The sequence below is a fragment of the Brevibacillus ruminantium genome (assembly GCF_023746555.1).
GTDB lineage: Bacteria > Bacillota > Bacilli > Brevibacillales > Brevibacillaceae > Brevibacillus > Brevibacillus ruminantium.
Genome location: NZ_CP098755.1, coordinates 1934676 through 1960787, shown reverse-complemented (window position 1 = coordinate 1960787; position 26112 = coordinate 1934676). Strand labels below are relative to the sequence as shown.

Here is a 26112-nt window from a genome sequence, read left to right as displayed (position 1 = left end):
TCTCCCTTAGAGTTGTCGCAGCTCCAGCTTGATCTCTGTCTTGGAGCGTGTCTTTTCATCGATCTGTTTAATAATGCGGGCTGGTGTGCCAGCAACCACGACGTTCGGCGGTACATCCTCGATAACGATGGCTCCTGCTGCTACCACAGAACCTTTTCCGACGCGAATGCCTTCCAAAATGACAGCATTGGCCCCGACGACCACATCGTCTTCGATGACCACAGGCAGAGCGGATGGCGGTTCGATTACACCTGCGATGACCGCACCCGCTCCAATATGGCAGTTTTTACCAATCGTGCCGCGACCGCCAACGACGACGTTCATGTCGATCATGGTGCCTTCACCGATGACGGCTCCGATATTAATCGATGCCCCCATCATAATAACCGCATTGTTTCCGATACTTACCTGCTCCCGGATAATCGCGCCCGGCTCGATTCTCGCCTGGATGTTCTTCGTATCCAGCAGAGGGATGGCCGAGTTGCGACGGTCGTTTTCCACCACGTAATCCGCAATTTTGTCTGCGTGCTGTTCCAATACGGGCTGGATTTCCTTCCATTCTCCGAAGACGACACCCGTTCCGCCGCTGATAAACGCCTTGGAGCTGGGACCGAAATCAATGCTGTCCACTTCCCCCTTGATATAGACCTTCACCGGTGTCTTTTTCTCGCTCTTCTGGATATACGAGATAATTTCGTTTGCATTCATCATGTCCATAGCAGTTCTCCTCCACAGTTGAAAATGAATGTAAAAAAGCAATGAGTGCAGACGCTATACTCATTGCTTTTGATACCAGGCAAGCAATCGTAAATAGCGCTCCACGAAAGAGTATACTTCCGTGACAGGATGACCATTGTTCACGGGCATCCCAGTTCTGCCGCCGACGGGAATGCGGTCAGAACTTCGGCGCTTTGGCCTTTCCTTCTTTTCCGTTTCCCCAACGTTGATGAAAAGAAATACTGATCCGCAGCGCTCCTCTATTTAGAAGACAATATGAAGTTATTTCCCTTTTACTTTTTGTACTGTAACAGATTCCAAACCTCGTGACAACTGTTGATTCATTCCGAATTACAGTTTTCTTAATTCCTCGCTCCCATGCCGAGAAACCTTTCCCTATTTCCTCTTTCCAAGTGCCTTCATACATGATAAACTGTCCATCCTGTCCATTTTTCCATACGAGGAGGTCCTCCGTGATGTATGAAGCATCCTCTTTTACCATGCGACCCTTACGCATCAGCGATGCACCTGCCATGCTTGCGCTCCGCCTGAGAAACCAGCACTTTTTACAGCCATTTGAGCCAATTCGGCCCGCTTCCTTTTTCACACTGGAAGAACAGGCCCGCCAATTGGAAGAGGCAGAGCGGTGCTTTCTTCATGGTACCGGGTATTCCTTTGGCATCTTTGCAAAAGAAAGCGGCATCCTGATCGGGCGGGTAAACCTCTCCAATGTGTCTCGCGGTGCTTGGCAAAACGCCACACTGGGCTATTTGCTTGATCAAAGCTACAACGGCCAAGGGATTATGACGGAAGCAGTCGGTCAGGTCGTTCGGTTTGCCTTTACGGAAGGCCAGCTTCATCGGGTACAGGCTGCTGTCATGCCTCATAACCTGGGCTCGATCAAGGTCTTGTTGAAAAACGGCTTCAGACAGGAAGGGCTCTCCCTTCGATACCTGCAAATCAACGGAGTGTGGGAGGATCACCTGATTTTTGCACGAACGGCCGAGGAGTAAGAGGCACAGACGATCTCTGCTTCTCGCATGGGCGGTCCAGAATGCCACGTGATCTGTCCCACCTCAAGTCCGTTTCGGTGATTTTTTCTGGAGAAAGTACTGTGTTCGCAGACACTCCTTGGCATACGCTTCCAGTGCAGCTAGACACGTGTATAGGTAAAAACTATTGATTTTATATTCTTTATAGATTTGACTAATTCCCTTGGTGCTGGTAAAAACAAACCAAGGAGGGATTTTGATGAGCGACAAGAATCCATGGAATTCTCAGCTTTACGACAGAAAGATGAGTTTTGTTTCGATCTTGGGAAAAGGAATTTTGGACCTGCTTGACGCAAAGCCCGGGGAAAGAATTCTCGATGTAGGCTGCGGGACCGGCGACCTGTCCCAGGAAATCGCAATTGCAGGTGCTCTGCCGATGGGTATTGATTTTTCTGAGGAAATGATTTCAGCTGCTCGTCAAAAATATCCCCATCTGCCCTTTTCCGTAGCTGATGCTCACGATTTTCGTACATCCGAATCATTTGACGCTGTTTTTTCTAACGCGGCTTTGCATTGGATGAAGCAACCGGAGAAGGTGGCCGAAAGCATTTGGCTCGCTCTTCGGCCCGGCGGACGCTTTGTTGCAGAATTCGGAGGTGCTGGAAATGTAGCGCAGGTGATAATGGCACTGAAACGTGTATTGGCTGCCATCGGTGTGGATGCAGAGGAGCGAATGCCGTGGTATTTTCCCAGTATCGGCAGCTATACTGCTTTGTTGGAGCAGCATGGGTTTACGGTCACATTTGCCCAGTTGTTTGACCGGCCCACGCCACTGCCCGATGGGGAAGGCGGTATCGCACACTGGCTCAATGCTTTTTGTGCCCCTTTTTTTGTCTCGATGCAAGATCATGAAAAAGCGGAGGTTTATCGGGAGATTGCTACTCAGCTCCGTCCGTATTTGTATCAGAACGGCACCTGGGTCATTGACTATAAACGGATCAGAGTCGCCGCGATCAAACCGGCCAATCCATAGCGCTTTTGCTTGTAAAAGAACGCCCGGCTGCTGCGATGAACAGCAAACCGGGCGTTCTTGAGTGTTTCTATCTATCAACCGCCGAAGGTCAACAAGACCTCGTCGCCGGCAGCCAATCCACTAATAATTTCAACATACTCGGACCCCTCGATGCCGATTTCCACCTCTTTTGGTGTCGGCTCACCGCTATTGGGGTCTTTCACCATGACCGTACCCTTGCCCTCTTCCAAAACCTCTACGGCTTGCAGAGGAAGTCTGACTACATTTTCTTTCTTATCCACGTAGATATCGCAGTCCCCTGTCATTCCGTGTTTCAGATCGCTGGTATCGGACAGCTCGATTTTCACGGCGAAGCGAACAGTCTTGTCTTCCTTGGTCCCTTCTTTCGGCACCTCTACCACTTTTCCGACGAACGGTTTGTTGCCAAATGCGGTGACATACACCTCGGCATTCTGTCCCAGCTTGATCGATGGAATATCCATCTCATCTACCGCTGCGACAAAGTATACCGCACTGGTATCCATGATCACGACTGCTGGTTTGCTGCCATCCGGTGTTTCCCCAGCAGATACATTCAGCTTGGTAACGACCCCGCTGATAGGTGCCGTCACTTGTTTTTTGGCAATATCCCGACGTTTTTGCTCCAATGTCAGCTGTGACTCTTTTAATGCCAGTTCCTTTTCCTTCATCTCCAGATCGAGAGAGGTCATATCCATCTTGGCAATGAGTTGACCGGTTTTGATTTCATCGCCAGCCTCAATCTCCACCTTGCCGATCTTTCCATGTGTTCCCGACAACAGGTCGATATCATCCGGATTCTCAAATGGAGTCGGGATTTGGCTGGCGAACAGAACACCTTTGGCATTCGTGTATTGCACCTCTCCGTAATCCCCTACGTAAATAGCACCCGGCTTCTTGACCAAAACCTCTACATCATGGACACCACCGACGCCTTTTTCCTTGGCGCCCGTCAAGTCAATCTTGGTAATCGTTCCGTCGACGTAGGAGAGGGAGGCCACGAGAAATACTTTTACTGGTAGACCTACCCTTAACTGCTCGGCTTCATAAGCGGAAAATTTCCCTTTGATCTTCAGGAAATCGGTGTTCACCATTTTGGCGACAATGGTATCCGGTGTTACCTGATCGCCTTCTTTAATCAGCACCTCTTTGATCTTCCCGGTTTTATCCGAGAGAATCTTATCCTTTTTGTTCTTGATCTCCGTCAGATCCTTTTGCGCTCTGATGATATTCAGCTCTTGTTTCTGCAGCTCCAGCGCCGCATCTGTGCCGTCTACGGAGAAAAGCGGAGCTCCTTTGGTTACTTGCTGCCCTTCTTCCACAAAAACGCGTTCAACCTTTCCGCTCATCTCCGGCTTCACTTCTTCACGCGCTTTTGCTTCTACCGTACCAGCGGAGAAAATCGTTTTGCTGACTTCCCCCATCTCAGCGGCAACGGATGGGAAAGAAGGCGCCTCCTCATGTATTTGCTCCCCGGCTGTATCATTGCTTTTCAGTTTGGTATAACCAAATACGCTTCCTCCACCCAACAGCACCACAACAGCTGATATGATGATCCATTTTTTCTTTTTACTCATCTTCTGTAACCCCACATTTCGTTATTCAGATCGTATCGCTTGCAAAGCACTCAATCGGGATGCGCGGAAAGCAGGGAAAATACCTGCCAACAAGCCAATAATGAACGCAAAACCGATTGCAAACAGGGCGAGCCATGTCGGGATAACGGCTAGCGTACCCATTTCATCTCCGCCGCCGGGTGGACCAAAGAAACCATCCATCATACCCCCTGATGCGCCGAAGTAGTTGACCAGCTCCACAGCTCCCCAGGCAATCCCCAGGCCCATTAAACCGCCAATCAGCCCGATGAAACCAGACTCCATCAAGAACAGCCAGCGAATATTGTAGACGGTAGCCCCGATCACCTTCATAATACCGATCTCTTTTGTCCTCTCCAGAATGGACATGATCATCGTATTGACGATCCCGATCGACGCAACCAGCAGCGAGATCGCAGCAATTCCACCGAGAATCATCTGAACTACAAAGAAGAACTTGTTGATTTGCTCCAGCTCACGGGCAGGCGACCATACTTCGTATCCTTGTTTTTTCAGATCGGATACGACGCTCTCAACCATGTCCCGCGACGCTACCTTGACCGTAATTTCGTCGAACGCGAACTCATTTTGTTGATTGTCGCGATTACGTCTGGAGCTGCCACCCTCGTCACCCCGGCTTCGGTTCATCCACTCATCCATTTCCTTGATCAGGGAGAGAGGAGCATACACGGCTCGTCCTTGTCGCCAATTCTCAGATTTTTGCAACTGTCCAACCACTCGTACCCGGACTTCCTTTTTCTCCAGCTTCAAGTCATCATCGATCCGGTATTCACGGGTCAGAGTGATCGTCGCTGCCTTGCCGATGATATCAAACGGAGCAGGGCCTTCCTCGTCTCCACCCATCCTCATTCTTCTGGAGCCTGCGAATGGGTCCTGCTGTCCGGAATTGTTGGCATTTCTCATGCGTGCTTCACGCTTTTCCTTTTCCACGTCACGCATCTCTCGGGGCACAAAGTAGGATACAACCACCTCTTGCGGTGCGCCGGTCAAATAATTTCCTTTTTCAATATCATTTTTTCGGTAAGCGGACGACTCTTTTACATCGACACCAACCATCTCCACGTAGCCTTCGCGCCTGCCGACCTTCAGCTTCGCATCCGCCCACATTCTTTTGATCGGCATGACTGCTTCTACACCGGGAATGGCTTTTAATTCTTGTACGGCAGCCATGTTCAGCTTTTTCCGCTCATCATCCGGGATGATTCGGTCTTCTTCCGGAATGTAATAAGCGGGTTCCACGTTCAATTCCATCAGATTCCCAATGTTCTCCAGGCTTTTTACAGCGTTCTCCTTCAAGCCTAAACTGAGCGCGATCATGGAGACAATCGCAGCCGTACCAATCATCACACCTACCGAGGTAAGAACGGTACGCAGCTTCATTCGCCACAAGTTCCTCCACACGATCCGAAAAGAGTCCAATAATTTCACGTTTGTTTCACCTCATACCCCTCGATCACGCCGGTCTGGTTCGCCTTTGTACGACTCTTCCGTCCTGCAGATAAACGACGCGGTCGGACTGCTCGGCCACTTCCTGCTCATGCGTAACGATAATAAATGTTGTGTTGCTTTCCCGGTTCATCCGTCTCATCAGATCCAGAATCTCCTGCTCCGTCTTGCTATCAAGGTTCCCCGTCGGTTCATCCGCGAGAACAATGCTCGGGTTATTTACCAGCGCACGGGCGATACTGACACGCTGCTGCTGCCCGCCGCTGAGTTCATTTGGACGGTGATCCAACCGCCCATCAAGCCCCATTCTTTCCAGAATCTCTGTGGCCCTCGCCCGTCTCTTCTTTTTGCTTTCCCCGGCAAAAATCAGAGGAAGCTCTACGTTTTCCAGGGCCGTCAGTCCAGGCAACAGATTGTAGGACTGAAAGATAAAGCCCATACATTTGCGGCGGAATAAACAAAGTTCATTTTCGTTAAACCGGGAAATTTCTGAGCCGCTGACAAAAACTTTTCCCTCTTCCGGTTTGGTCAACCCCGCAAGCAGATTGAGAAGCGTTGATTTACCAGAACCTGACGAACCACACAGCGCGACAAACTCTCCCTTATTAATGTGGAGATTGATATCAAAGAGAACGGGAACCTTGATTTTCCCTGTCCCATAGCTGTGGTTGACGTTTTCTACCGTCAATTCTCCCTCTCCGTTAGCCATTTTTGTGTACACCTCATTTGCTTTTGACATATTTGGAAGAATCAATTCATTTAATATAGACGAAGAAGGAGGAAAAACGTAACAAATATATTTCTGAAGATTTCTTTCACAAGTTAGAAACAAGTTCTTCAAGAAAACGTAATAATCCCGTAACCATATGATTCCAGAAACCTGCTACAATAAGATTGTGAAAGAAAACACGAGAGGGCAGAGTGAAGATGAACATCTATCGCTTTATGTTTGAGACGGCTACACGTCAATGGGTTGAAGTCATCAAAGCACGCAGCATGTTTGAGGCAGCCAAAGAAGCAAGAAAGCTGGCCTCCACCAGATCGAAAGCCATGTCCGCTCCGATCCGTTTCTCTTTTCATCACATTACATCCGTCTAACCAAAATCAGATATACGATATGGCTAGGGCTGCTGGGCCCGTTCGATTGAAAACCGCTGTTCCGTGATGGAATCAGCGGTTTTTTCATGCCTGCTCTCGAAGCGGCGGCGTGAAGAACAGCCACAGTCTGCCAAGCTATCCTCACAAACATTTCCTATACGTTTCTTGTCCCGGCTCTTATTGACACCAGTCTTTTTTTCCTCTTCAATAAAGGTAGTAGAAAAACTTGACTCTGCCCAGTGATCTGGCGGAGCCCTAGTTGCACTTATCGTCGATAGGTCTCGTTCTTTTTTCTCCTATCGACCACGATTCCACCGCACCAAATGGTTGCGAAACAGAGGGAGACAGCGCCATGACCATGAAAAAAGCATTGACCATCGCAGGATCTGACACGAGCGGCGGTGCAGGCATCCAGGCCGACCTGAAAACCTTCCAGGAATTGGGTGTTTTCGGGATGACCGCTTTGACTGTCATCGTCGCCCAAGACCCGCACAACTCTTGGTTTCACGAAGTATTTCCAATCGAACTGAGCACGCTGGAGAAGCAAATCGAGACCGTCCTCTCCGGAATTGGTGTTGATGCGGTGAAAACGGGGATGCTGGGAACAACGGAACTGATTGAGCTGGCAGCCAAAAAGATCGATCAGTACCAGTTGAAAAACGTCGTTGTAGACCCCGTGCTTGTCTGCAAAGGGGCAGATGAAGTCTTGCATCCAGAAAACGCTGACTGTTTGCGTGATGTCTTGGTACCCCGGGCAACCGTGGTTACCCCTAACCTGTTTGAAGCGGGTCAGCTAAGCCAGATGGGGGCACTCAAAACAGTTGAAGACATGAAGGAAGCGGCCAAACGCATCCATGACAAGGGCGCAGCATACGTGCTGGTTAAGGGCGGCGGCAAGCTGCAGCACGAAAAAGCGATCGACGTGCTCTACGATGGAACGCAGTTTGACATCCTGGAAGGCGAGCGCATCGACACGACCTACACCCATGGCGCAGGCTGCACGTATTCCGCTGCGATTTGTGCCGAGCTGGCAAAAGGACAATCCGTGCGCGATGCCGTCAACATCGCCAAGGAGTTTATCACAGAAGCGATTCGCCACTCGTTCAAGCTGAATCAATATGTAGGCCCGACCAACCACGGAGCGTATCGCAAGCTTCAAAAATAAGAGCGGTTTTATGCCCTTACATCACTTTTTGAAAAGCAAAACTCCTCCCTTCCTTTCCATAGAAGGGCGGAGTTTTTTTACTGTGCTCTCTTTTTTAAGGCCAGATTTGGCGAAGCCGATACTGATTGTGACCTGCTTCGCAGCGAACTGAGGGTAAACACGATCAGCGCGCTCCAGATAAAACCAAAGCTGAGCCAATGGGTTTTTGTAAAAGGCTCATGGAAAAGAAAAACGGCAATGAACAGTGAAATCGTTGGGGACAAATACTGGATAAAACCCACTGTAGACAGCGGCAATATCCTTGCCGCACGGGCAAACCAGTAGAGCGGCAGAGTCGTTGCCACATCTGCTAGCGTTAACAGATTGATTGTTGTAAAGTAATATGGTAAAATTCGGTATATATGATAAACTTTTACTTTCGGAGGTGCTTTTGATGAAAAGGAAGGTTGTTGCAGGTTTAGCTTCAATATTTGCAATTTTCGGTGTCGTCTCACCTATTAGTGCTTCTACAAATGTATCGGATCACCAAACTATCCAATCTGAGAACACAATGGAATTAAGAGCGTACAAAAGCCAATATCCTACTAAAGATAGCGTACCAACACGAGTAGCAACCTTCTGGTTCCTTTACAGTGTTGAAGACAAAGGAGACTATTGGCTCTGCACATACAAGAGAATTCCCTAATCTGTATCCAAACAAAGATATTTACAAACAAATTTTTTAACTTTCATAAAAAAATACTTGAGCGGTGTAAGGTTATCAATTTAAAAAGCAAAACTCCTCCCTTCCTTTCCATAGAAGGGCGGAGTTTTTTTACTGTGCTCTCTTTTTTAAGGCCAGATTTGGCGAAGCCGATACTGATTGTGACCTGCTTCGCAACGAACTGAGGGTAAACACGATCAACGCGCTCCAGATAAAGCCAAAGCTGAGCCAATGGGTTTTTGTAAAAGGCTCATGGAAAAGAAAAACGGCAATGAACAGTGAAATCGTTGGGGACAAATACTGGATAAAACCGACCGTCGAGAGCGGCAATATCTTGGCTGCCTGCGCGAACCAATACAGCGGCAGGGCCGTTGCTACTCCCGCCAGTGTCAACAGGATGATTTGCCAGCCCTCCAGCGAAAAGACCGTTTCCTGGCCGTTCACTTGCAGAGTGAACAGATATGCAAGCGCAATCGGCGCAACGAACAAGGTTTCCCAGGCAAGGCTGAGCATCGAGTCGAGACGGACTGTTTTCTTCGCCAGACCGTACAAGGCAAAGGTGAGTGCGAGCATGATGGCGACCCACGGCATTTTTCCGTAATTGATCGTCATGACAGCAACCCCGATGCCGGCAAGAGCAATCGCAATCCACTGGCCCGCTCTCAGCCGTTCTCGCAGAAAAAGGACCCCGAATAAAACACTTATCAACGGATTCATATAATACCCAAGGCTCGTCTCCAGGACATGTCCGTTGTTTACGGCCCAGATGAAGATGAACCAGTTGCCGCTGATAATCAATGAGCTGAGGAACAGCAAGACCCACGTCTTTTTGTCCGTTACCGCTCTCTTTAACTCTTTCAGCTTTTTTGTAACATACAATAACACGACGACAAACACAGCCGACCAAAAAATACGATGGGCCAATATCTCCCATGCGCCCATCTTTTCAAAGACCTTCCAGTACAGCGGCAGCGTTCCCCACATGAGGTAGGCGGCCACTGCATATAACACTCCCTGCTTCATTACCCCAGTCCCCCGCTTGCAATCAGACATCTTGCCTTGCCATGAACATTTTTCTCTCTTCAGTGTAAACGAAGAGCCTGCAGCGATCTATCTATTTACACAGTGAATAAGCACACCAGACACTCCCCTACCCACACCGACGCCATCCTGGCAGCGAGGCAGCAATGCAGTTCGTTAGCGAGTGAAAGAGTTCAAAAACTATTATTGTAACCAAAATCAATCCGTAGTACAATAGTTCGGGTAGAATTTGTTTAGTCAGAAAGAAGGAAGTTCAGCCATGTCATACTGGAGATACGTGCTTCTTGTTCTTGCGGGAGCTGTAAGCTACGGGGTTCTTTCTATTATTATGAAAGCCGCCTTTCAGGCAGGCTTTACCCCAAAAGAATTAAGTGCCAGTCAACTTCTATTCGGCGGACTGATCATGTCAGCAGTCGCTTTTTTTATTTCCAAGGAGCGCTTTCGCTGGCGCTACGTCATCCTGCTGCTTCCTGTCAGCATCATGATGGCTTCCACCAGCTTTTTTTATCATCAAGCAGTTAACAGCCTGTCTGCTTCACTGGCCATCGTCCTGCTCTTTCAATTTACATGGATCGGTGTCTTGATCGAATCGGTGGCTGACCGTACGTGGCCGACTCCAGAAAAATGGGCTTCTCTTGTGTTGTTGGCCATCGGGACCGTTTTTGCTAGCGGACTGGATACGAGCAGCCTAAAATCGGTGAGTCTCTTTGGACTGGGAGCAGGATTGCTCTCCGGTGCGACATTTGCTGCGGTTATTTTTTTCAGCGGCCGCATTAAGCCCGGGATGAATCCCTATCTCCGCAGCGCGATTTCCATCAGTCTTGCAGCCCTATTGCTTTCCCTGGTCTATCCGCCTGCTTTTCTCGTGAATGGCCGAATTTGGGAAGGCCTGCTCCCTTACGCGCTGCTCGTCGGCTGCTTCGGATCTGTTATCCCGATTCTCTGTCTGGCGATCGGTGTCCCTCGTCTCGGCAATGGCCTTGCCACTATTCTCAGTGCAGCCGAGCTGCCGACTGTAGTTCTGCTCTCCAGCTTCGTGCTTCACGAACAAGTTACTGCGGCTCAATGGGCAGGTGTATGTATTATTTTGATGGCCATTATCGTCCCTCAGATCAAGCGGAAACCTGCTCGCCGTGCCGCCGATCATCCTTCGGGACAGAAGCACCTCAGGAAGATTCCGCCCTCTGCAAACATGTAAAAAAGCGTATCAACCGAATCTGTGGTTGATACGCTTTTTATATCGACGCCTGTTCATGGGGGAGCGATCTAAATGTAGCGTTAGGTTATCAAAAAACCCAGCACGCCGATCCGGCATCGCTGGGCAACTTTTGCAAAATGGAGCGGGTGATGGGAATCGAACCCACGCGACCAGCTTGGAAGGCTGGAGTTCTACCATTGAACTACACCCGCAAGCACAAGGATCAAGCCTGTCTGCATGAAGAACATCGATGAAAAGTGAAATGGTCGGGAAGACAGGATTTGAACCTGCGACCTCTTGGTCCCGAACCAAGCGCTCTACCAAGCTGAGCCACTTCCCGATTGTCAGAATGCCTATTGAAAGCAAAATGCACCATACATAAAAATGTATGGTGCGGTCGAGAGGACTTGAACCTCCACGGTGTTGCCACCACTAGAACCTGAATCTAGCGCGTCTGCCAATTCCGCCACGACCGCAAGCTTTTTCTGGCGGATGGAGTGGGATTTGAACCCACGAGACGAGTCATCCCCGTCTACACGATTTCCAATCGTGCTCCTTCGGCCACTCGGACATCCATCCAGAAGAAACATCTTCTATCCAATTCTCACTAACAAACTAGATTCTAACATAGAAATAGCTATTTTTCAAGAGGGATTATTTAACAAACTTTTTTCAGCATCAAGGCAGTCAACGAACAGATCCATTAGAGAAGTGTTACATCCCCATCTCGCAAAATGTCTTCTTTTGTTACCATGGCCAGTTGATTCAAAAGCTCGATCTGAAAGCTGCCCGGCCCTTGTTGCCGCGTTTTTTCAGCAGCGATTTGCGCCGCCACTCCATAGGTAACCAATGCAGAAGCGCCAGCCAGCAGCACGTTTTTTTCCACAGCCAGAAATGCCCCGATGATCGATGAAAGCAGGCAGCCAGTTCCCGTCACCTGCGTCAACAGCGGGTGGCCGTTTTTCACCAGGCAGGTTTGACTTCCATCCGAGACGATATCTTCTTTCCCTGTGATCACCACATGGGTCTGAAAGTGTTTGGCTGTTTTGTGAGCAAGCGTAATTTTTTCTTGGTCCGAACCATCTTCACCTGCGTCCACACCTTTGATTTCCCAGGTCTCTCCGAATACGTGCGCAATTTCTGCCGCATTTCCGCGCAGAAGCGTGACGTCCACCTCTTGGAGAATTCTTCGCGCTGTTTCCGTTCGATAAGCGGTGGCTCCAGCGCCAACGGGGTCAAACACCACCGGAACCTGGTTCGCGTTTGCCGCCTGACCGGCGATGATCATGGCCTCTACCTCTTGCTGATTCAGCGTTCCGATATTCAGCACCAAAACGCCGGCCAGCTTCGCCATGTCGGCTACCTCTTCCTTTGCGTAGGCCATGACGGGAGAGGCTCCCAATGCCAATAAACCATTGGCAGTAAAATTGGTCACAACCACATTGGTGATATTATGTACGAGCGGTTTTTGCTCTTTTACACGCTCCCAAGTATGGGTGATCTTTTGCAAATCAATCATGACCATCTCTCCTCCTGTTACGCGGTTTCTTTTCCATCTTTCGCTCCTCTTATTTTACACCAAAAGAAAGAGGCATGTAGGCAGATGCCCCCTTCACTGAAAAAAAGAAAAACCGCGAGTCAGATTACCTCCGGTTTTTCATCCCTATATGTTTGCTGTTCATTTGCAAGCGCAAGATGGACCTGTCTTCATTCTCGTCCCTTTTAAGAGAGGAACTCAGAGAGATGAGCGGGCGCCTTCCACATGTCCATGTCCGGCAACCGTCTCTTCTTCTTCTGCCATCGCCGACTTGCCCACTGTCCAGGTAATGACCCGGCTGGCAATCACAACTGCGATCACTGTATAGAAGACTTCTCCCATAGGCAAATACAGGAATGACAGCGCCAGCACCATGCAGTCCAGCAAAAGAAAGATCGTCCCGATCGACAGACCGGTGTATTTGCTCAGCAGGACGGACATGATGTCGTCACCGCCCGTAGCGGCGCCGAATCGAAGGATAATGCCGGTTGCCAGACCGGTCAACAAGCCGGAGAGAATCGAGGCCGCCAACATATGGTTGCCCAAATCTATGACAACTGGCGAAAATCTTTCAAACAATTCATAAAAGCCTGAAAAAGCGAGTGACGCAAGAATTGTGTTCCAGATGAACTGGCGTCCTTTGAGCATCCACGCCATGATAAACAGCGGGATATCCAGGACCAGCATCGTTACCGCCGGCGGAAAATTGAATCCGTATTTGGCAAGCAGGGCCAAACCCACGAATCCGCCTTCCGACAAGTGATTCTGGAAGTTGATATGGTAATACGCAAATGCTAACAAACACGCTCCAAACAAAATCAAACTAATCTGAGCTACCTGTTTTCGTAACGGTTTTGCTCTCCTCATCATGGTTTCCTCGCAATGTCTTCGGTTTTGGCCTCAGCGACCCACCGACCACGGAGGAACTTCTGACATACAGACAGCGTTCCATACGTTTTTCCTCACTTTCGCAGCAGGTTGAGTCGCCGATGTGACGATCGACATGCTACGACGCTATGTGTAGGAGAGATCATAACGTTTCCATACGCTCCTATACGGAACCATTGGTATCCTGATCCTTTCCGTTTTTGAATTACCTTTATTTTATCACAAGAACTGGAACTCATCGAATGCGGCAATTCGGGATAGCCCCTGAAATTCAGCCGTTTTTTCGTTTTTTTGCAAATGGCTCTGCGAGATGATCAGGATTTTACTGCAAATGAGCAGGGTTTGCTCCGCTTTTCTCGGTTTTTCCGCTCAAGGAAGCAAAAGGGAACCCCATGATGAGGTTCCCTATTTGGAGATAAATCCAATTGGTTTTTTCGGTTCGATCGGATTGACTCGCTTGACTGCCATAAGCAAGAAGCTGATTTGCGAGACATGCTGTATCAATTCCACCAGCGATCCGTTTTCCAGGGTGCCGTAAAATCGGATCAGACTGGGATTGCAGTAGCCAAGATGGGTCACGTGAAAGGTAATGGTCTGACCGAAGGAGACCAGCCGCATGGCCACCTGATGCTCTTCGTCCAGATTGGTGTCAAACTCATTAATCATATCGACCAGCATCTGGCAAAAGTCGCTGGCGTTCTCCGCGTTCATGCCGTCTGACAACATCGGTGCAGCTGCATGCATGACTTGCGGCAGAAGCTCGGATGGCTGACTCATTCGTAACCGCTCCTCTCTCATTGATCACAAGGCGATTCTACGAAATACGATCCCGCTGGTTTTTCATAGAAACGACCGTGATCGCGTGCTGTCATTGTTTGGTCCACTGGTTTGGCTTAGTGGTTGATTCACTGTTGTTCTTCTATCCTATCATTTCTCCCGGAAGAAACGGAAGAGGTGATCGTCCGCTTTCCGAAACCATTTTGTGAGAAATTCGTATTGTCAGAAAAGGAGCTGAATCGGAAAGGAGAGATCGCAGAATGAGATGGTTCTCCCGTTTCTTTTCGAGCCACAAATGTTTGGTCTATATCGCCATCGGACATGAAGCATACGCCCGGGTCGCAGCCAAACTGCAGCAGCACGGCGTAAGCTTCCGGACCAAATCCCCTTTGGGGAATGTATGGCAGCATGCCTCCAACACCCTGCCGCCGCGTTCTGAGCTTTTTACCTACGAAATCTATGTGAAGCCCGAAGATGAAGCGAAAGCTCATCAGGCGATTCATCGCTGATCGCTTTTCTTTTGTCGTTAGATCGGGACGAGGGAAGTTTCCCCTATCGCCTGCGGTTTCAACGGTAGTGACAAATGAGCGTATAACCGTTTTCACGATGATTGTAAACGGTCTGTTGCTCCTCCCTCTTTCCCTTTACTTCCATCTCAATTGTGATCGGATGGATGGCAGCCCAGCAGGAATTGGTAAAAAGGTGAAGAAATCATTGACGTACGTATTTCATGGGGAGGAACGTTACAATGGCAAGAGTCGTATTGTTCGAATTAAACAGTCAGCATCCAGAGCAAGCTGCTGCCTTTTATTCATCTGTGTTTGGCTGGAAAATTGGGGAGCCTCACTGGGATTATCGCACCGTCACGACCGGAGGAGATGAGAAGCCGGGGATTGACGGCGGCATTTCACTGGGACCCGCTGATTATCCTCATGGGATACGCGTTACGATTGAGGTCGATTCTATCGACGAATCACTCGCCCGCGCGGTGGAGCACGGAGCCAAAATCGTACGGGAGAAGATGGAGTTTGATGAATTTTACTTGGCCTATCTGGTAGACCCTGTCGGCCTTGGTATCGGTCTGATACAGAACAAAAAATAGTCAGGGGCTTGAATAAAACCCAAATGATGGTATGATGTTGTTGTATCAAATCAAAATACACGCACGGGAGCTTGGGGAACCAGGCTGAGAGGACGGCTATTCTGTCGTCGACCGTTGAACCTGAACTGGGTAATGCCAGCGGAGGAATTTGTCTATATGACTTGAAAGGACTCGCATTTTCGCGAGCATTTAACGTCCTTTCCACTCTCGCGTCTGGCGTCGCAGGATATTCCTGCGGCGTTTCCTTTCGTCATTGGACGCGTTTTTTCTTCCGCCTCCCTCAGGGTTTACGCCACGTGCAACCATGACAAGGAGGTTTTTTCATGTCTACACCACAAGCTTCTCCCCTCACTTTAACCGCCGTACAACCATTTCCCGGCAGCCGAAAGGTGCATCTGACCGGCAGCAGACCGGACATTCGAGTACCGATGCGGGAAATCTCGCTCCAGCCTTCGCAGGGTGTAACCGGCGAAGTTCCCAATCCCCCCATCCAGGTCTATGACACCAGCGGTGAATATACAACAGCGGACTATCAGGCTGATATCGAAAAGGGTCTTCCCGCTCTGCGCGAAGGCTGGATCGCTGAGCGCGGGGACACAGAGCCGTATACAGGCCGCGCAGTTCAACCGGCCGATGACGGCTTCCACTCCGAGGAGCAGCGCGGGGCAACGGCCATCCCGATCTTTCCCCGAGGCAGCCGCAAACCGCATCGGGCCAAATCAGGGAAAATCGTCACCCAGCTCCATTATGCCCGTCGCGGGATCATTACGCCGGAGATGGAGTTCATCGCCATCCGAGAAGGCGTTTCTCCCGAATTTGTGCGAGATGAAATCGCCAGTGGACGTGCCATCCTGCCTCTGAACGTCAATCACCCCGAGGCAGAGCCGATGATCATCGGGCGGAATTTCCACGTCAAGGTGAATGCCAACATCGGGACATCAGCCGTCACTTCTTCGATCGCGGAAGAAGTGGAAAAAATGATGTGGGCCACTCGCTGGGGCGCAGATACCATCATGGATTTGTCGACCGGAAAGCATATCCACACCACTCGTGAATGGATCATCCGCAACAGCCCAGTCCCTGTCGGAACCGTTCCGATCTATCAGGCGCTGGAAAAGGTAAACGGAAAAGCGGAGGAGCTGACCTGGGAAATCTACCGGGATACCTTGATCGAGCAGGCGGAGCAAGGCGTGGACTATTTCACCATTCACGCCGGCGTGCTGCTCCGCTACATCCCGATGACAGCCAATCGCGTCACCGGAATCGTCTCCCGCGGCGGCTCTATCCTGGCCGCCTGGTGTCTGGCTCATCATCAGGAGAATTTCTTGTACACCCATTTTGAAGAGATCTGCGAGATTCTCAAAGCGTATGATATTTCAATTTCACTGGGGGATGGACTTCGTCCCGGCTCGATTGCCGACGCCAACGACGAAGCCCAGTTTGCCGAGCTGGAAACCTTGGGTGAATTGACGAAAATCGCCTGGAAACACGATGTCCAGGTGATGATCGAAGGTCCGGGCCATGTGCCGATGCACCTGATCAAAGAGAATATGGAGAAACAGCTGGAGCTTTGCCACGAAGCGCCTTTCTATACGCTGGGCCCGCTGACAACCGACATCGCCCCCGGCTACGACCACATCACCTCAGCGATTGGCGCGGCCATGATCGGTTGGTTTGGCACCTCGATGCTCTGCTATGTGACGCCAAAGGAGCATCTCGGTCTGCCGAACAAAGAAGACGTACGAAACGGTATGATCGCCTATAAAATTGCCGCCCATGCAGCCGATCTGGCCAAAGGTCATCCGCGCGCCAAAGTGCGTGACGACGCTCTTTCCAAAGCCAGATTCGAGTTTCGCTGGAACGACCAGTTCAACCTCTCCCTCGACCCCGAGCGGGCCCGTGAGTACCATGACGAGACATTGCCAGCCGAGGGAGCCAAATCCGCGCATTTCTGCTCCATGTGCGGTCCGAAGTTTTGCAGCATGAGAATCACGCAGGATATTCGGGCCTATGCCCGGGAAAACCCGTCTCCCCTGCTTGACCAGAGTGAAATTGAGGCGGGCATGCAAGAAAAAGCGAAGGAATTTCGCAAGCAGGGCGGGCAGTTGTACAAAGGGATCGATCGGCAATGATGCGGGAGACAGATCCCCGCGTCATACGGACGGAAATCATGCGGCTGGAGACAGCCTTGGCAGAGCTGCGCCAGCAATTGGCAGAGATGCAGAAGGCATGCCCGCATGAATTTCAGGAGACGCCGCTCTCCCGCACCTGCCGAAAATGCTCGTGGACAGAAAGTCTTTATTATTGAACACAAAATGGAACACAAAAAAACGGGGGCTTCGAAATGGGAGCCTCCCGTTTTTTTCGTGCGGCTGATTGCATCATGCTTTTACCGCTATAAAAGATTGGACCTGCCGAAAACAAGGAATGTTCTCGTTATGCTAGGCACCTTTTCGTCTTGTATGTCACGAATTTTTGCGTTTCTTCTCGAATCTGTCTCGGGTGTCTCGCTCTACACTCGCTTCAAAATCGACGTCAGCTTGATCTGATCATTGCGCAGCCACACTTTTGAATATTCAATCGGTCGATTGTCCTCGGTGTATATTGTCTGCTCCAGGAAGGTAATCGGCGTTCCCTTGTCAATCTCAAGCATCTCCGCGATCTTTTCATCAGCACCTTTGCCCAGAAAGGATCGTTTCCCCCACGATATTTTCAGCTTATAGCGATCTTCAATGATGGAAAACAGCGTATTCTCTTCAAAGTTGTGCTGATCGAGGCCGGGGAATAGCTGCTTCGGCAAAAAGTTCTCCAGAAAGACGACCGGTGTATCCTCAATAAACCGCAACCGCTTGAGGTGATATACCTGATCGGACTGTTCCAGCTCTAAAAATCTGCTTACCGTTTGATCCGCAGCGGCAGTCTCCATACCAAGCAATCTTGTCGTAAAGTCTTTGTGGCTTTCGATCATGGTTTCGGCGATGGAAATCAGCCTCTCCGCCAACGGGTATTCCATTTGTTCACCGACGACAAACGTACCCTTTCCGTGTATCTGGACGAGAATGCCTTCAGTAATTAACTGCTTGATGGCTTGCTTGATGGTACCCCGGCTGATACCCAATGCTGCAGCGAGATCCGATTCCGACGGCAGCTTCTCCTTTGGCTTCCACTCACCGTTCGCAACTTTGCCCCGTATCCAATTTTTTGCTTGAATATATATCGGTTCCGGACCTGTTTTTTCGATCACTGGGTTCACCCTTTATCCAACTTATTCTAATTTACTATACGGTTATCCCGCTGTTTTTTCAAGACAACCGCGAGTTGTAGCGAATGAATCGCTGTTACATTTTATCCTTGTAGTAATCGGGTACGACGATACCCGGCTTGTCGAACCACTCAGGGACGCTCACACCGGATTGCAGGATGACATTGCCCCAGGGATCAAAAGCACCGGTGCGAACAATCGCTTTCGCCTTTTTCGCCATCTCTGTCAAAATCGTTTCATGTTTCATCGTCCCCACTTCCACACCGGGGAAAATTTGCTTGATCTTGTTGTAAAGCGGCGTATTGTGGGTTTCCACCTCTTCGGCCACATAAATATTCTCGGCGATAAAATCGGAAGCGATCAAAGAAAGTACCGTCTCCAGATCAGGCAGATCCTTTTTCAGCGCCAGGTCAATTCGTTTCACACCGTTTGGAATCGGAAAGCCGGCATCGCAGACAATCAGGTAATCGGTGTGACCCATCGAAGCGATGACTTCACTCAGCTCGCGGTTTAACAGCAATCCTTTTTTCATGATCACTCACTCCTCTTCCCGGTTAGTTTTGCGATTCTTTGATCGCTTCTTCCACGTTATCCTTGTTTACGAAAATGGAGGGGAGCTCCAGTTTTTTCCCTACAGATTCACCGCTGGCGACTTTCTTTGCAATCTGGACCGCTTTCTGTCCGTATTGGTTCGGGTAGATCGCCATCGTGCCAGCGATGTCTCCAGCTTGGATGGCTTGCAGCGCGTCGGCTGTGCCGTCATTGGATACGACCACGATGCCGGTGCGGTTCGCCGCCTTGATCGCTTGTACGGCACCCAGGGCCATCTCATCATTGGCTGCGTAAACACCTTGGATATCCGGGTTTGCCTGCAGGATATTTTCCATGACCGTCATTGCCTTGGCCCGGTCAAAATCAGCCGACTGCGAAGCGATAATCTTGATTTCCGAAGATGTGGTTACGCCCTCCTGGAAGCCTTTGCTGCGATCCTGCGCTACATTTGTTCCCATGATGCCTTGAAGCTCAACGACATTGCCTTTGCCACCCAACTGTTTGTTCAGAAATTCGCCGGAGACAATCCCGTGTCTGACCTCGTCATAGCCGAGATGCGTCACAACCTCGCCGCCCTCCAGCTCGCGTCCTGTCGTAATGACCTTGACTCCTGCCTTATTGGCCGCTTCAGCAGCGGGAATCGTCCCCTTGCTGTCGACCGGGTCGAGGATCAGGATGTTGATCTTTTGCTGAATCAGATCCTCCACGCCTTGGAGCTGAGTGGCCAGATCATCATTGGCATTGACCACAACCAGATCTACGCCCAGTTTTTCCGCTTCCTGCTCTGCTCCTTTTTTTACCGCGACGAAGAATGGGTTATTCAGTGTGTTGATCGCATAACCGATTTTGATCTTACCGTCGCCACCAGCGCTGCCCGAGCCATTCGCCGGTGTGTTCGAACCAGAAGATCCACACGCCGTCACCGTCAGCAGCAGCAATCCAGTTACCAGAGAAAACAACCATTTTTTCATGAAAATCCCCCTCTTTCCTCTGTTCCCGCTCGACACGGGTTATTGTTTTTCTTTGTTAATCATGCGGTCGATAATCACGGCCAAGAGTACGATCAAGCCCTTCGCTACGTTTTGGTAAAAGGGCGAGACGTTGATCAGATTCATACCGCTTGTCAAAATGCCCAGCAGCAGTACCCCGATCAGCGTTCCGACGATGCTCCCTTTGCCCCCGAACAAGCTGGTGCCCCCCAGAATTACGGCGGCGATGGCATCAAGCTCATACCCCGTACCCGCTACCGGTGTGGCGGATGAGAGACGTGCGGTCAGAATCACAGAGGCCAGCCCTGCGAGAAGACCCGAGGTCCCGTATACGATCGTCTTATGCAGATTTACCCGTACACCCGCCAGCAGTGACGCTTTTTCATTGCCCCCGATCGCGTAAATGTACTGTCCATGCACCGTGCGTTTGAGCATGAAATAAAGCAGCACATAAACCAGCAAGAGAACCACGACCGGAAATGGAATGGGGCCGATGTAGCCTTGCCCGATGAATTTGTAGACAGGATTGGTCACCAGGATCGGGTTTCCGCCTGTGTAAATCAGAGTAAAGCCGGACAGCATGGTCATCGAGGCCAGCGTGACGATAAAGGGTGTCAGCTTTAAGCGCGAGATGAGCAGACCATTGGCGACCCCGAACACTACGCCCGTCAATAGCCCGGCGACGATGCCGAGAAACGCATTGCCGGTAGCCAGTGTCACCCCGGCCGATACAGCACCGGCCAGACCCACAATGCTTCCGACCGACAAATCGATTCCCGCTGTGATGATGACGAGTGTTTGACCAGCCGCCACAATGCCGATCACCGATACCTGTCTGAGGATATTGATCAGATTGGATGCGGTTAAAAAGTTGGGTGTCAGGATCGTGAAGATCGCTGCCACGAGAATCAGGATAAAAAACATCCCGTATTGTTGAATCAGACTGAGTTTGTTTACGGCTGGTTTGCCGATTACCGGATTCGTGCTGTTTGTCATGGTTATCCCCCCACCCCCGTTGATTGCCGGGCTCCTGACGCGTATTCCATGAGGAGTTCGATGCTGGCCTCTGCCTGACTCACTTCTGCAATGATTTCGCCCCGGAACATGATCAGGACGCGGTCGCATAAGCCCAGAATCTCATCCACATCACTAGAGGCGATGACAATCGCTTTTTCCTCATGCGCCAATTGGTCAAGCAAGTGATAGATTTCGGATCGTGCCCCGATGTCGATCCCCCGTGTCGGTTCACTCAGCAGGATAATATCGGGGGAGGTGAGCAGCCATTTGCCCAAAATCACTTTTTGCTGGTTGCCCCCGCTCAGATGCTTGACTGGATGATGCAGCCCGGGCAGCTTGATGTTTAACTTCTCCACGTATTGTTTGGCAACATCTCTGATTTTTCCGAGGTTGCGAAGACCATAGTCGGAGAATTGCTGCATGCTGGTGAGCGTCATGTTCTGATCAGAGCCGAGCTCCAAAATCAAGCCCTCTTCTTTTCGGTTTTCGGTCACGAGTGCGATCCCCTGGCTCATCGCAGCTAACGGGGAATCGATTTGGACCGGCTTTCCTTTGCAGATCAGTTGACCGCCGTCCGCCTGATCTGCGCCAAAGAGGATGCGCAAAAGCTCAGACTGTCCTGCTCCAAGCAATCCGAAAATGCCGACAATCTCACCCTTTCGAAAGGAGGCGGAAACACTATGAAGCACACCGTTTTTCTCGATATTCTGCAGCTCCAGGATGACATCACCGGGACTGTGGGCCGTATTCGGGTAGTAATGATCCATCTGTCTGCCCACCATGCACTCGATGATACGCTCATTGGAAAATTCCTCGATCGGTCCCTCTGCCGTCTTTCTGCCGTCCTTCAGGATGGTGACGTGATCGCAAATCTGCTGGATCTCGTCGAGACGGTGGGAGATGTAGATAATTCCGATTCCCTTGGACTGCAAGGAGCGGATCACTTCAAAGAGCTGATTCGTCTCGGCGGCTGTCAGCGTAGCAGTGGGCTCATCCATGACCAGTACCCGGGAATCCTCGGAAATCGCTTTCAAAATCTCGACTACCTGCTGCTGACCGATGGAAAGCTGACCGACCTTGCTGTGCGGGTCAAGCTGAATCTGGTATTGATCCAGCAATGCCTGGGTTTTGCGCACTGCTTCGCTTTTGAACAGGAGAAAGGAACCAAGGCCGTGTACCGGCTCTTTTCCGAGATACACATTTTCTGCCACTGTAAACTCGGGCACCAGGCTCAGTTCCTGATGAATCACGCTGATTCCCTGCCGTTTGGCATGTCCTGGTGAGGTGATGTGAACGTTCTCTCCCTCGATCTCGATGGTTCCGGCATCTTTGGTGTACTCGCCGGCAATGATTTTCATCAAGGTGGATTTCCCCGCTCCATTGGCTCCCAGAAGGGCGTGCACCTGTCCTTTTTGCAATTGGAAATCAACCTTGTGGAGAATCTGGTTAGGGCCAAAGCTTTTTTCTATGTCCTGCAAACTGAGGAGCGCCGGCATCGAAGTCCCTCCTTTCCGCGTTTACTTCCATTTAAAACGTTTTCGTTCCATTTAAAGCGTTTTCAGAAATGGTTCTATCCCTCGAATTGCTTCATGAAAGCGTACAACTGGTCACGGTTTGGAAGCGCTGGAATAACGTCTTCGTGAGTGACGCAGTATGCGCCGACATAGCAGGCGAAGCGTACGGCCTCGCGAAGCGTTTGCCCCTCCGAAAGTGCTACTGCCAAGGCTCCCGTAAAAGAGTCCCCTGCTCCGGTCGTATCGACTGCATTCACTTTGGGCGCAAAGACCGGAAATGCCTCATCCGCCGTGACGACCATCGCCCCTTTTTCTCCGCGGGTCACGATAACGGCTTGCGGGCCTCTTTGAACGATGAGCCGCGCCAAACGTTCACACTCGGCATCATTCAGCTCGCTGGAAGGGTCCATTCCGTGCAGGATGAGCAGCTCAGATTCATTTGGTGTGACGATGGTGGAGAGGGCGAGCAGGTCATCCAGTTTGGGTGTTGCCGGAGCCGGGTTTAGAATGACGGTTTTTCCCCACTTTTTCCCCAGCTCCATGCCTTTTTTGATCGTATCTAGATGATTTTCCAGTTGAAAAACGAGGATATCGGCATTCTGGATGGCTTCCTTTGTCTCCAGCTCGTCTGGCAGGAGCTGATGATTGGCTCCCGGGTCGACAACGATACAATTTTCGCCTTGTTCATTCAGGAAGACGAAGCCCACTCCTGTAGGGGATGTGGAAGAGAAGGAGACTTCATCCACGGCGACTCCCGCTTCCCGCAGCATGGCCACTCCGGATTTTCCGTAAGGATCATCTCCGAGACAGCCGATAAAAGAAATATGGCCCCCAAGCTTCGCTGCCGCGACGGATTGATTGGAGCCTTTTCCCCCGTGGCAGACAGAGAATCCGCTTCCCAGAATCGTTTCTCCCCAGACGGGCAATCGCGGCGTGTTGCAAATAAAGCCCACATTATAGCTGCCGATGACGACGATATGCTTCTGCCCTTGTGCTTGCATCTCTCTACTCCTTTAGCATCGGTCTAAAATCATAAACGTACAGTAACGTTCATATACCATGATATACCCCTGTTTTTCGTTTTGTCAAAATAAATAATGCTCCAAACAGTCTGAAATTACAGTTTGGCAGTTTTTAATAGACCGTGCTGATTTCACCTTTCCCGGTGACAATCTTCACGCTTCCGCTGGTCCCGATCATCTCTGCACCGGCATCCAGGATTTTGACAGCATCCTCAAACGTGCGAATCCCGCCCGAGGCTTTCACTTTTGTCTCGTTGCCGGCAATTCGGCGCAAAAGCTGGATGTCTTCCACTGTAGCTTGACCGCCCTGGCCCCAGCCGCTGGAATTTTTCAGGTAGGTGACGCCCGCTTCTTTGGCTAATGTGGCGGCTTTCACTTTCTCTTCCTCGCTCAGCATTCCAAACTCCAACATGATTTTGACCACTCTGCCCTCGGCTGCTTTCACAACAGCTGCAATCTCTTGAGCGAACTCGTCATAGCGGCCGCTTTTAAACAAGCCGTAATTGGGCATGAAGTCAAACTCGTCGGCACCTGCGGCGATGACATCGCGGGCTTCCGCCACTTTTGTAAACGTCGTCGCGCCGCCCATCGGATAGCCAAACGCGGTGCAAACCTTCACTTTGCTGCCAGCCAGCCATTTTTTCGCTTGTGGAATCCAGACGGGCTGAATCATCGCACCGTCAAACCCGTATGTCATGCACTCCTCGCATACGCGTTTGATCTCTTCCTCAGAAGCATTGGGCGTGACCAGCGTATGCTGAATTTTTGCTGCTACTTGTTCTACCGTAAATGTAGCCATGTTCTCCAACTCCTTTAAAATGGTGTCCTCTTTATTGGGAAGCCTTTACTTTTTCGATCATCCGGTTTGCGATTGCCGTGATTTCCTCAATTTCTGCCGGGGTTGCTGTTTCCACGGTGCGCTTCACGATGGTTTCACACACTTCCTTGATCTCGGTGTAGTCATCCGGGTCCTGCCCCCGTTTTTTCAGAGCGGCCGACAGCCAGGTCTTGCCGTAGCTGGTGTGAATCGTCTCATCCGCCCAGTCGAAGTCCATGTCGTGTTGGCTCGTGCGGTCATTCATGGAAGCAAAGTTTTTGATCCGGTCCAGCTTTTTCCCGATGTTTTTCGATTCGAAGTAGAACAGCATGCCCAGCCGGTAAATGGGGTCTTGTCCTTGACAACTGTCGTAGATGTAGGTACCCAGCGGCAGCTCCTGCTCGCTGAAGCCCCATGATTTCAAACGCCGATATCCCATCTGGCAGTGGCGGCTTTCATCATAGACCCAGCGGGCTGCATCATAGATAAAGTCCCAGCCTAATTCTCCTGCGAACGCATACAGCACGTAGCCTGCATTTTCGACGGCCCATACTTCGTTTAAATGGCTGACCGCACTGCGGAGCTGCAGCTGGAAGCCTTCGCCGTAGGGGAATGTCGGGTCCACGTTGTCCGGCCAGTAAAAGCGGACCGGGAGAAAACGACCATCCCGTGCGGGGGTTTCCAGTGGGGTAAACGGGTATTTGTCTGCTGCGCTTGCTTTTGCCGAAGCGGCGAACACTGTTCCTGCTGCCAGCTCATTTGTTGCGCCTGCGTGATGCTCTTGTTCTGACGTGTTAGCGGTCCCAGCCGCCGCCGGAGCATCCAGACCGATTCCGCCCAGCTTTTGCAAGCTCTCCTGTATCTCTTGCGTCCATCGCTCGGCGCGTTCGCGTTCCTCTTGAGTGGTTACAGCCAGCTCTTTTTGGACAAGCTCCCGGATCTCCCGGATTTGTCTTTGCTTTTCTTCTACGGCGAGATTCATAAAGCGGTAGGTCGGTCCATCCCCAATCTGATCAGCCAGATTGAGATAGGTTTCATAAGCCTTAAGTAAAGCCGGTTTAAATACCTCGGCCAGTGTTGACAGAAAGGCCAGCGCATTTGGCGCGCAGCGAGCCTTTTGAATGAGGTCGATCAATTGCTGGTCCTCGCCTATCTCCAGCATGCGGCTGGGGAAACGCAGCTCGAACACTCTCTCGCGCAGCGCATGGCCAGTCATGGCGTCTTCCCACAAGATTTTCGGCAATAGTGTTTTCATCTCAAAATAGGGAATCCCGGGAATCCATCCTGCTTCGCTGACGACCAGTTCCTTTTCACACAGGTAAAAACGCTTCAGGATCACCGCTGTGTCGTAGCGCATGTATTTGCCTCTCTCTGTGCCTGGCAGATACGTTTTTGTCATCCGCTCTTCTCCTCCTTCGTCGTCTTTCGTATCGTGACGTTCTGTACCTTTGCATCGGCATTCAGAAAGCACATCACTCGCAAAAGCCCTTGAAAAACAGCAGCTTTACGATTATGATATGTCCATGTTGGAGTATATACCTCTATGGACGTCTAAGTCAAAGGTATAGGTTTTTCTTTCAGCTGTCAACCCCATTTTCTCAGTAGTCA

Annotated in this window: 26 protein-coding genes, 4 tRNA genes and 2 riboswitches; of the genes, 9 read left to right on the top strand and 21 right to left on the bottom strand. The window is 50.6% G+C overall.

Features of this window, described 5'->3' with window-relative positions; genetic code table 11:
• Positions 1–6 precede the first annotated feature (6 nt).
• Positions 7–717: a 2,3,4,5-tetrahydropyridine-2,6-dicarboxylate N-acetyltransferase gene (dapD, locus tag NDK47_RS09565; protein ID WP_251874592.1), complete on the bottom strand. Its 711-nt coding sequence runs from the start codon at positions 715–717 to the stop codon at positions 7–9.
• Positions 718–803: 86 nt separating this feature from the next.
• Positions 804–988, bottom strand: a riboswitch (Lysine riboswitch).
• Between the two features lie 205 nt (positions 989–1193).
• Here dapD and NDK47_RS09560 point away from each other — a divergent pair.
• Positions 1194–1730 carry a GNAT family N-acetyltransferase gene (locus NDK47_RS09560; protein WP_251876088.1) on the top strand — a complete coding sequence of 179 codons (537 nt, stop codon included), beginning with the start codon at positions 1194–1196 and terminating at the stop codon, positions 1728–1730.
• Positions 1731–1968: 238 nt separating this feature from the next.
• Positions 1969–2742 carry a class I SAM-dependent methyltransferase gene (locus NDK47_RS09555; protein WP_251874591.1) on the top strand — a complete coding sequence of 258 codons (774 nt, stop codon included), beginning with the start codon at positions 1969–1971 and terminating at the stop codon, positions 2740–2742.
• Between the two features lie 74 nt (positions 2743–2816).
• On the opposite strand, the gene NDK47_RS09550 is transcribed toward NDK47_RS09555, so the two are convergent.
• The 3 genes from NDK47_RS09550 to NDK47_RS09540 are packed head-to-tail and all read right to left on the bottom strand — an operon-like array spanning position 2817 to position 6531.
• A complete protein-coding gene (locus tag NDK47_RS09550) occupies positions 2817–4337 on the bottom strand; it encodes a permuted SH3 domain-containing protein (protein WP_251874590.1) in 1521 nt (506 codons plus the stop codon).
• Positions 4338–4358: 21 nt separating this feature from the next.
• Complete coding sequence (locus NDK47_RS09545) at positions 4359–5804, bottom strand: ABC transporter permease (RefSeq protein ID WP_251874589.1); 1446 nt, start codon at positions 5802–5804, stop codon at positions 4359–4361.
• 25 nt (positions 5805–5829) lie between these two features.
• The gene (locus tag NDK47_RS09540; protein WP_251874588.1) at positions 5830–6531 is read right to left on the bottom strand and encodes an ABC transporter ATP-binding protein; all 702 of its coding nucleotides are present in this window, start codon (positions 6529–6531) and stop codon (positions 5830–5832) included.
• Positions 6532–6749: 218 nt separating this feature from the next.
• Here NDK47_RS09540 and NDK47_RS09535 point away from each other — a divergent pair, with 218 nt between their 5' ends.
• The gene (locus NDK47_RS09535; RefSeq protein ID WP_251874587.1) at positions 6750–6920 is read left to right on the top strand and encodes a hypothetical protein; all 171 of its coding nucleotides are present in this window, start codon (positions 6750–6752) and stop codon (positions 6918–6920) included.
• Between the two features lie 352 nt (positions 6921–7272).
• Positions 7273–8085: a pyridoxine/pyridoxal/pyridoxamine kinase gene (pdxK, locus tag NDK47_RS09530; protein ID WP_251874586.1), complete on the top strand. Its 813-nt coding sequence runs from the start codon at positions 7273–7275 to the stop codon at positions 8083–8085.
• 77 nt (positions 8086–8162) lie between these two features.
• Here pdxK and NDK47_RS09525 read toward each other — a convergent pair whose 3' ends face one another.
• Complete coding sequence (locus NDK47_RS09525) at positions 8163–8561, bottom strand: EamA family transporter (RefSeq protein ID WP_251874585.1); 399 nt, start codon at positions 8559–8561, stop codon at positions 8163–8165.
• 338 nt (positions 8562–8899) lie between these two features.
• On the bottom strand, positions 8900–9811 hold the full coding sequence (rarD, locus tag NDK47_RS09520) for an EamA family transporter RarD (protein ID WP_251874584.1): 912 nt from the start codon (positions 9809–9811) through the stop codon (positions 8900–8902).
• A 277-nt stretch (positions 9812–10088) separates the two neighbouring features.
• Between rarD and NDK47_RS09515 the strand changes: the two genes are divergently transcribed.
• Positions 10089–11027, top strand: coding sequence for an EamA family transporter (locus tag NDK47_RS09515; protein ID WP_251874583.1), 939 nt, complete (start codon positions 10089–10091; stop codon positions 11025–11027).
• Positions 11028–11165: 138 nt separating this feature from the next.
• On the opposite strand, the gene NDK47_RS09510 is transcribed toward NDK47_RS09515, so the two are convergent.
• The 7 genes from NDK47_RS09510 to NDK47_RS09480 form a co-directional block, all read right to left on the bottom strand.
• Positions 11166–11239: transfer RNA gene (locus NDK47_RS09510), tRNA-Gly, on the bottom strand.
• Positions 11240–11290: 51 nt separating this feature from the next.
• Positions 11291–11367, bottom strand: a tRNA-Pro gene (locus NDK47_RS09505).
• Between the two features lie 49 nt (positions 11368–11416).
• A tRNA-Leu gene (locus NDK47_RS09500) sits at positions 11417–11503 on the bottom strand.
• 10 nt (positions 11504–11513) lie between these two features.
• Positions 11514–11606 (bottom strand) — tRNA-Ser (locus NDK47_RS09495).
• A gap of 124 nt (positions 11607–11730) precedes the next feature.
• Positions 11731–12543, bottom strand: coding sequence for a hydroxyethylthiazole kinase (gene thiM / locus NDK47_RS09490; RefSeq protein ID WP_251876086.1), 813 nt, complete (start codon positions 12541–12543; stop codon positions 11731–11733).
• 219 nt (positions 12544–12762) lie between these two features.
• The gene (locus tag NDK47_RS09485) at positions 12763–13434 is read right to left on the bottom strand and encodes a YitT family protein (protein WP_251874582.1); all 672 of its coding nucleotides are present in this window, start codon (positions 13432–13434) and stop codon (positions 12763–12765) included.
• A 423-nt stretch (positions 13435–13857) separates the two neighbouring features.
• A complete protein-coding gene (locus tag NDK47_RS09480; protein ID WP_251874581.1) occupies positions 13858–14229 on the bottom strand; it encodes a DUF6173 family protein in 372 nt (123 codons plus the stop codon).
• 260 nt (positions 14230–14489) lie between these two features.
• Here NDK47_RS09480 and NDK47_RS09475 point away from each other — a divergent pair, with 260 nt between their 5' ends.
• The 4 genes from NDK47_RS09475 (at position 14490) to NDK47_RS09460 (ending at position 17639) form a co-directional block, all read left to right on the top strand.
• Entirely contained in the window at positions 14490–14738 is a 249-nt protein-coding gene (locus tag NDK47_RS09475) for a hypothetical protein (RefSeq protein WP_251874580.1), read from the top strand.
• Positions 14739–14977: 239 nt separating this feature from the next.
• Positions 14978–15331, top strand: coding sequence for a VOC family protein (locus tag NDK47_RS09470; protein ID WP_251874579.1), 354 nt, complete (start codon positions 14978–14980; stop codon positions 15329–15331).
• Positions 15332–15385: 54 nt separating this feature from the next.
• A riboswitch (TPP riboswitch) is annotated at positions 15386–15495 on the top strand.
• Positions 15496–15654: 159 nt separating this feature from the next.
• Positions 15655–17463, top strand: coding sequence for a phosphomethylpyrimidine synthase ThiC (thiC, locus tag NDK47_RS09465; protein WP_251874578.1), 1809 nt, complete (start codon positions 15655–15657; stop codon positions 17461–17463).
• On the top strand, positions 17460–17639 hold the full coding sequence (locus tag NDK47_RS09460) for an EscE/YscE/SsaE family type III secretion system needle protein co-chaperone (RefSeq protein WP_251874577.1): 180 nt from the start codon (positions 17460–17462) through the stop codon (positions 17637–17639). The genes thiC and NDK47_RS09460 overlap by 4 nt, the downstream gene beginning before the upstream one ends.
• A gap of 204 nt (positions 17640–17843) precedes the next feature.
• On the opposite strand, the gene NDK47_RS09455 is transcribed toward NDK47_RS09460, so the two are convergent.
• The 8 genes from NDK47_RS09455 to NDK47_RS09420 all read right to left on the bottom strand — a co-directional run bounded on the left by NDK47_RS09455 (position 17844) and on the right by NDK47_RS09420 (position 25903).
• Positions 17844–18575, bottom strand: a complete 732-nt coding sequence (locus NDK47_RS09455) for a GntR family transcriptional regulator (RefSeq protein ID WP_251874576.1) — start codon at positions 18573–18575, stop codon at positions 17844–17846.
• Positions 18576–18669: 94 nt separating this feature from the next.
• Positions 18670–19125 carry a D-ribose pyranase gene (gene rbsD, locus NDK47_RS09450; protein WP_251874575.1) on the bottom strand — a complete coding sequence of 152 codons (456 nt, stop codon included), beginning with the start codon at positions 19123–19125 and terminating at the stop codon, positions 18670–18672.
• 22 nt (positions 19126–19147) lie between these two features.
• Complete coding sequence (locus tag NDK47_RS09445) at positions 19148–20116, bottom strand: substrate-binding domain-containing protein (protein WP_251874574.1); 969 nt, start codon at positions 20114–20116, stop codon at positions 19148–19150.
• 39 nt (positions 20117–20155) lie between these two features.
• A complete protein-coding gene (locus NDK47_RS09440; protein ID WP_251874573.1) occupies positions 20156–21130 on the bottom strand; it encodes an ABC transporter permease in 975 nt (324 codons plus the stop codon).
• A gap of 2 nt (positions 21131–21132) precedes the next feature.
• The gene (locus NDK47_RS09435) at positions 21133–22647 is read right to left on the bottom strand and encodes a sugar ABC transporter ATP-binding protein (protein ID WP_251874572.1); all 1515 of its coding nucleotides are present in this window, start codon (positions 22645–22647) and stop codon (positions 21133–21135) included.
• 74 nt (positions 22648–22721) lie between these two features.
• Positions 22722–23666 (bottom strand): ribokinase, encoded by a 945-nt coding sequence (gene rbsK / locus NDK47_RS09430; protein ID WP_251874571.1) that lies wholly within the window; start codon positions 23664–23666, stop codon positions 22722–22724.
• A gap of 133 nt (positions 23667–23799) precedes the next feature.
• Positions 23800–24486: a deoxyribose-phosphate aldolase gene (gene deoC, locus NDK47_RS09425; protein WP_251874570.1), complete on the bottom strand. Its 687-nt coding sequence runs from the start codon at positions 24484–24486 to the stop codon at positions 23800–23802.
• Between the two features lie 31 nt (positions 24487–24517).
• Positions 24518–25903, bottom strand: coding sequence for a DUF455 family protein (locus NDK47_RS09420; RefSeq protein ID WP_251874569.1), 1386 nt, complete (start codon positions 25901–25903; stop codon positions 24518–24520).
• Between the last annotated feature and the right edge of the window lie 209 nt (positions 25904–26112).

What these genes read in the sequence shown, in the direction of transcription:
- dapD (WP_251874592.1), bottom strand. Translation starts at nt 717, where the DNA reads ATGGACATGATGAATGCAAACGAAATTATCTCGTATATCCAGAAGAGC.
- NDK47_RS09560 (WP_251876088.1), top strand. Translation starts at nt 1,194, where the DNA reads ATGTATGAAGCATCCTCTTTTACCATGCGACCCTTACGCATCAGCGAT.
- NDK47_RS09555 (WP_251874591.1), top strand. Translation starts at nt 1,969, where the DNA reads ATGAGCGACAAGAATCCATGGAATTCTCAGCTTTACGACAGAAAGATG.
- NDK47_RS09550 (WP_251874590.1), bottom strand. Translation starts at nt 4,337, where the DNA reads ATGAGTAAAAAGAAAAAATGGATCATCATATCAGCTGTTGTGGTGCTG.
- NDK47_RS09540 (WP_251874588.1), bottom strand. Translation starts at nt 6,531, where the DNA reads ATGGCTAACGGAGAGGGAGAATTGACGGTAGAAAACGTCAACCACAGC.
- NDK47_RS09535 (WP_251874587.1), top strand. Translation starts at nt 6,750, where the DNA reads ATGAACATCTATCGCTTTATGTTTGAGACGGCTACACGTCAATGGGTT.
- pdxK (WP_251874586.1), top strand. Translation starts at nt 7,273, where the DNA reads ATGACCATGAAAAAAGCATTGACCATCGCAGGATCTGACACGAGCGGC.
- rarD (WP_251874584.1), bottom strand. Translation starts at nt 9,811, where the DNA reads ATGAAGCAGGGAGTGTTATATGCAGTGGCCGCCTACCTCATGTGGGGA.
- NDK47_RS09515 (WP_251874583.1), top strand. Translation starts at nt 10,089, where the DNA reads ATGTCATACTGGAGATACGTGCTTCTTGTTCTTGCGGGAGCTGTAAGC.
- NDK47_RS09485 (WP_251874582.1), bottom strand. Translation starts at nt 13,434, where the DNA reads ATGATGAGGAGAGCAAAACCGTTACGAAAACAGGTAGCTCAGATTAGT.
- NDK47_RS09480 (WP_251874581.1), bottom strand. Translation starts at nt 14,229, where the DNA reads ATGAGTCAGCCATCCGAGCTTCTGCCGCAAGTCATGCATGCAGCTGCA.
- NDK47_RS09475 (WP_251874580.1), top strand. Translation starts at nt 14,490, where the DNA reads ATGAGATGGTTCTCCCGTTTCTTTTCGAGCCACAAATGTTTGGTCTAT.
- NDK47_RS09470 (WP_251874579.1), top strand. Translation starts at nt 14,978, where the DNA reads ATGGCAAGAGTCGTATTGTTCGAATTAAACAGTCAGCATCCAGAGCAA.
- thiC (WP_251874578.1), top strand. Translation starts at nt 15,655, where the DNA reads ATGTCTACACCACAAGCTTCTCCCCTCACTTTAACCGCCGTACAACCA.
- NDK47_RS09460 (WP_251874577.1), top strand. Translation starts at nt 17,460, where the DNA reads ATGATGCGGGAGACAGATCCCCGCGTCATACGGACGGAAATCATGCGG.
- rbsD (WP_251874575.1), bottom strand. Translation starts at nt 19,125, where the DNA reads ATGAAAAAAGGATTGCTGTTAAACCGCGAGCTGAGTGAAGTCATCGCT.
- NDK47_RS09445 (WP_251874574.1), bottom strand. Translation starts at nt 20,116, where the DNA reads ATGAAAAAATGGTTGTTTTCTCTGGTAACTGGATTGCTGCTGCTGACG.
- NDK47_RS09440 (WP_251874573.1), bottom strand. Translation starts at nt 21,130, where the DNA reads ATGACAAACAGCACGAATCCGGTAATCGGCAAACCAGCCGTAAACAAA.
- NDK47_RS09435 (WP_251874572.1), bottom strand. Translation starts at nt 22,647, where the DNA reads ATGCCGGCGCTCCTCAGTTTGCAGGACATAGAAAAAAGCTTTGGCCCT.
- rbsK (WP_251874571.1), bottom strand. Translation starts at nt 23,666, where the DNA reads ATGCAAGCACAAGGGCAGAAGCATATCGTCGTCATCGGCAGCTATAAT.
- deoC (WP_251874570.1), bottom strand. Translation starts at nt 24,486, where the DNA reads ATGGCTACATTTACGGTAGAACAAGTAGCAGCAAAAATTCAGCATACG.
- NDK47_RS09420 (WP_251874569.1), bottom strand. Translation starts at nt 25,903, where the DNA reads ATGACAAAAACGTATCTGCCAGGCACAGAGAGAGGCAAATACATGCGC.